Source organism: Bradyrhizobium sp. 31Argb, assembly GCF_043638955.1.
In the GTDB taxonomy this organism is placed as follows: domain Bacteria; phylum Pseudomonadota; class Alphaproteobacteria; order Rhizobiales; family Xanthobacteraceae; genus Bradyrhizobium.
On record NZ_JBEGDB010000445.1, the window covers coordinates 1 to 4060 of the forward strand.

General features: G+C 57.4%; 4 protein-coding genes and 1 pseudogene. 4 read left to right on the forward strand and 1 reads right to left on the reverse strand.

From position 1 onward, the window contains the following. The first annotated feature begins 258 nt into the window (after positions 1–258). The 4 genes from AAFX91_RS39640 (at position 259) to AAFX91_RS39655 (ending at position 3401) form a co-directional block, all read left to right on the forward strand. Positions 259–1113, forward strand: a complete 855-nt coding sequence (locus AAFX91_RS39640; protein WP_394570123.1) for an isocitrate lyase/phosphoenolpyruvate mutase family protein — start codon at positions 259–261, stop codon at positions 1111–1113. A 301-nt stretch (positions 1114–1414) separates the two neighbouring features. Further along, entirely contained in the window at positions 1415–2605 is a 1191-nt protein-coding gene (locus tag AAFX91_RS39645; protein ID WP_394570124.1) for an aminotransferase class I/II-fold pyridoxal phosphate-dependent enzyme, read from the forward strand. A gap of 47 nt (positions 2606–2652) precedes the next feature. Continuing rightward, the gene (locus AAFX91_RS39650; RefSeq protein WP_394570121.1) at positions 2653–2958 is read left to right on the forward strand and encodes a sugar phosphate nucleotidyltransferase; all 306 of its coding nucleotides are present in this window, start codon (positions 2653–2655) and stop codon (positions 2956–2958) included. 20 nt (positions 2959–2978) lie between these two features. Next, positions 2979–3401, forward strand: coding sequence for a hypothetical protein (locus AAFX91_RS39655; protein ID WP_394570122.1), 423 nt, complete (start codon positions 2979–2981; stop codon positions 3399–3401). 405 nt (positions 3402–3806) lie between these two features. Here the strand turns inward: AAFX91_RS39655 and AAFX91_RS39660 are convergent. Next, positions 3807–3905 (reverse strand): annotated as a pseudogene (locus AAFX91_RS39660) (transposase); the annotation flags it as partial. Positions 3906–4060 lie beyond the last annotated feature (155 nt).

Below are 4060 nucleotides of genomic sequence, written 5' to 3' on the forward strand. Positions count from 1 at the left end.
CGTGACGAAACAATCCACGAGATCTTCCTAGCCGACCAGATCAGCCCTCAGTGCGTGGTCGCCGGATGACGCTCACATAGCAACTGCAACGCTTTGCGCCTAAGTCACCTACCAAAGCGAGTAATTGATCCGCATGACGAGAACACGTCACATATCAAGTATGAGCGTCGTGCTCTGCAAAGGTTCGGCATGCAAAATCAACCAAAAACGGTTTTCAGAAACGCCCCTGGCCGACCGGCTGATCCGTCGGTCGCAGAAATGCTGCGCGCTCAGATCTGCTGCAGCCGCAATCTCTCCTTTCTCATGGAAGCGCATGATGGGCTCTCCGGCACGATCGCCAAGCGCGCAGGGTTCAAATGCCTCTGGGCGTCGGGCCTCTCGATTGCCTGCTCCCTCGGCTACCGCGATGCTAACGAAGCCTCATGGAGCCAATTGGTCGACGTGGTCGAGCGCATTGTGGTCTCAACCGAACTGCCCGTGCTGGTTGACGGAGATGGTGGCTTTGGGAACTTCAACAATGCTCGGCTCCTGGCCCGTACGCTCCGTCAGCGTGGCGCTGCGGGCGTCACGCTGGAGGATAGCTGTTTTCCAAAAATGAACTCGTTTGTTGGCGAGCGACATCCCCTCGCCGATATCGATGAATTCTCCGGCCGCTTGCGCGCAGAAGATACAGTCGCGGAAGACTTGGTCCTTGTGGCTCGGATCGAAGCGCTGATTGGCGGCCATGGAATGGACGAAGCAATCCTGCGTGCTCATGCTTACGCCGACGCGGGAGCCGATGCGATCCTCATTTACTCGCGAAAGAGTACCGCGGACGAGAGACTTTCGTTCGTGAGTGCCTGGCAGAATCGGCTGCCCGTCGTAATCGTTCCTACGAAATACTATAGAACGCCGGTCTCTGCATATCGTGATGCTGGCGTCTCCGAAGTGATCTGGGCCAATCATTCTGTGCGAGCTGCAATAGCGGGAATGCGACAAGTTTGCGGTCGCATTTTCGGCGAGGAAGGTGTTGGGGGAATCGAACAACATATTACGACCCTCGACGAAGTCTTCGAATTATTGAGCTACGACGAACTCGCCCGAGCGGAAGCGCGATATCTCCACCGCCACTGAGCTACGTACGGGCTCACATCAAACACGAACGCAGTTCTGGTGCGCTCTCGTGGAGAGGTCACCGACTGGGGCCACAGCTCCTACTCTTACGCAGGCGATGTGCCGTTGCTGTCGTATCGTCGAACCGGTCAACCGCCGGGCATGGGAAAGAAAAGGGTGGCGGCACGATCTCTCTCGGAGACCGACCGACGGACGACGACTTGGCTCTTCTGAGTCGTGCAGTAGCATATTCAGGGACTCCGGCAGACTTCACGAGAGCGCATTGACCTTAACCGATATCTTAGATCGAGGAAGCGCACCCGTGTTGGCGCACCGGACAGCCTTGTTCAAAGCATCAGGCACCGCCGCAGCGAGAACCGCCGCCACGGCAGCTATCGCCGACGGCAGGCAAATCATCGATTTGACCGCCGGCGAGATCTGGAGCGAGTTACCCCCGACTGTGCGCGAGGGTGCGATCGCCGCGATTAATCGCAACCTTAATCGCTACACCGACACGCTCGGTTTGATGGAGTTGCGGCATGCAATTGCTTGCAAGCTTTCCGCTGAGACCGCTCAACCCTGGTCGGCGGAGGAAATCGCGGTGACGAGCGGCGCCAAACAGGCGCTCTTCAATGCTGCCATGGCTCTCGTGAATCCTGGTGACGAAGTGCTAGTCCCCGCCCCCTACTGGACTACTTTCCCGGCCCAGATCATCATCGCCGGCGGCACACCGGTCTTTATTCAGACCCGGCATAATGGCTATGTCCCGAGGCTGACGGACTTGACCGCGGCAATTACATCGAAGACTAAAGCGATAGTAGTCAACACACCGAACAACCCGACCGGCGCAATCTACCCCCGCGACACACTTGCCGACATTAGCCAGCTCGCCATTGACCGAGAGCTCTGGATTATCTTCGACGAATGCTACGGGGCTTTCACCCACGCCCCACATACCCATCACCCGATTGTCTCGGTGGCCCCTCAGGCACGCGCTCGTACCCTGATCGTTAATTCGTTTTCCAAAGCGTTGGCTCTGACCGGCTGGCGGATTGGCTATCTTGCTGGCCCCAAGGCAGCCATCAGCGCGGTTAAAGCGCTACAAAGCCATACAACCTCCAATCCCAATGTTATTGCACAACATGCGGTGCTCCATCACCTTCAATCCGGCGACACTGCCTTCCAACTGCAATTGCAACGCGACGTTGCCAACGCACGGGCGCTCGGACTCTCGATCCTTTCAGCGCTGACATTGGTGCCCCAGCCTGCTGCTCAAGGTGGATTCTATTTCTATCTCGATCTTACCAAATTGCAGCGCCGCACCAAGCTCATTGGCCGTGGAGTCAATGCCGACGACGTCGTTAACGGGTTGTTGATGGACGCTGGCGTCGCAACAGTTTCCGGCACGGCCTTTGGTGACCCGGCTGGGGTCAGGCTCTCCTACGGCATCGACCTCGAATCACTTGACAAAGGTTTGCGGCGTCTGACTGCAACTTTGAACATGTGGAATTGACCGTCTTTGGCTTCGCAAGGCGCTCCTAACCAGAGAGGATTGAGATCGTGCCCGAAATTCCAAGCTATGCCATCATCCTTGCGGCGGGCGTCGGTTCGCGCCTGCGCCCTCTGACCGAGATTCGACCAAAGCCGCTAATCGAAGTGCTTGGTATCCCGATCTTGCACAACGCACTCCGCAATCTCGCCGCTCTTGGCGTTGCCGAAACGACCATCGTCGTCGGGTACCGCAAGGATGACATCATGGCGTCGTGCGGCGATAGATTCGACAAAATGAACATTAGCTACGTCGAATCGTCGCATTTCGACCATACCGGCAGCGCCTATCGCTTTGGCTTGCACGCGACACCCTGATAAGAGGCGATGTACTCCTGTTGGAGGGGGATGTCTTTTTCGAAGGCTCTGCTCTTACTCGGCTACTCGATCATCAAGGTGATGTCGCAGCGATCGATGTTTTCAACGAAACGATGACCGGATCGGCCGTAACCCTCTCTGAGGGCGGCTACGTGGGCGAAATCCGTATGAACCAAGAGAGTGCCGACCTATCGATAGAACCACTATATAAAACCATCAACCTCTTCCGCTTCGGCAAGGACACTCTGAAAGAGCATCTCGTCCCGCGGCTAGATGCTCTTTTCGCTTCCGGCGGCAGCAACGCATATGTCGAAGAGGTCCTTGCTCGGCTGATCGCCGACGGTGAGTTGAGGATGAAGGGCGCGCTTTGCGATGGCCTTAGGTGGTTCGAGATCGACAGCGCAATAGACCTCGGCATAGCCGAACGGATTTTTAGAGGCTAGCATCCGCACGTCACCGCCACGGCAGCTCGTGCGGCGGTAACGTCAAACGGGGCGTCATCATGATCAAGCGACCCGGACATGCATCGCCGCGCGTTGTGACGATCTCGTTGGCATGAGATCGCGGACGATCTGCGATTGGAGGCTCTACCGTTCGGCCAGCATCTCGATCTGGCCAACGCCCGTTACTGCAATAAGCCTTGTACTCTCGGTCATCGGCATCAACTTGCGGCGTCGGCGGCTCGATCCGCGAGTTGTTCGATTGCGTCGTCCGCCTCGGCGAGGCAGATGCCAATGTCGAGCACATCCGGCGCAGTCATTTTAGGGTCGTCGAGAGATGATCCGAGGCGAACACGTTCTGGCCGGTCGTTCGTGCAACGCTTCGAGCCCATCAGCAGGCACCACCGACCATCCAGCGACCGTCGAATGCGGCAAATCGACGCCATGACGGGCGAAGATCTGCGACTGCCGATAGAGCGGGGTTTGATCGCAATATTTGCTGACCAGCCATGCCGGGCGGCAGGGGAATCACGAATTGTTCAAAAGCAAAATCCCGAGCTATGCGGGAAAGTGGGTGATGACGGCCTGAGATAGGCGGCGTATCGAGGCGGGTGTCGAAGCCTGCCAGAACCTCACATGGGATGGTTCGTGTCAAGGCCATC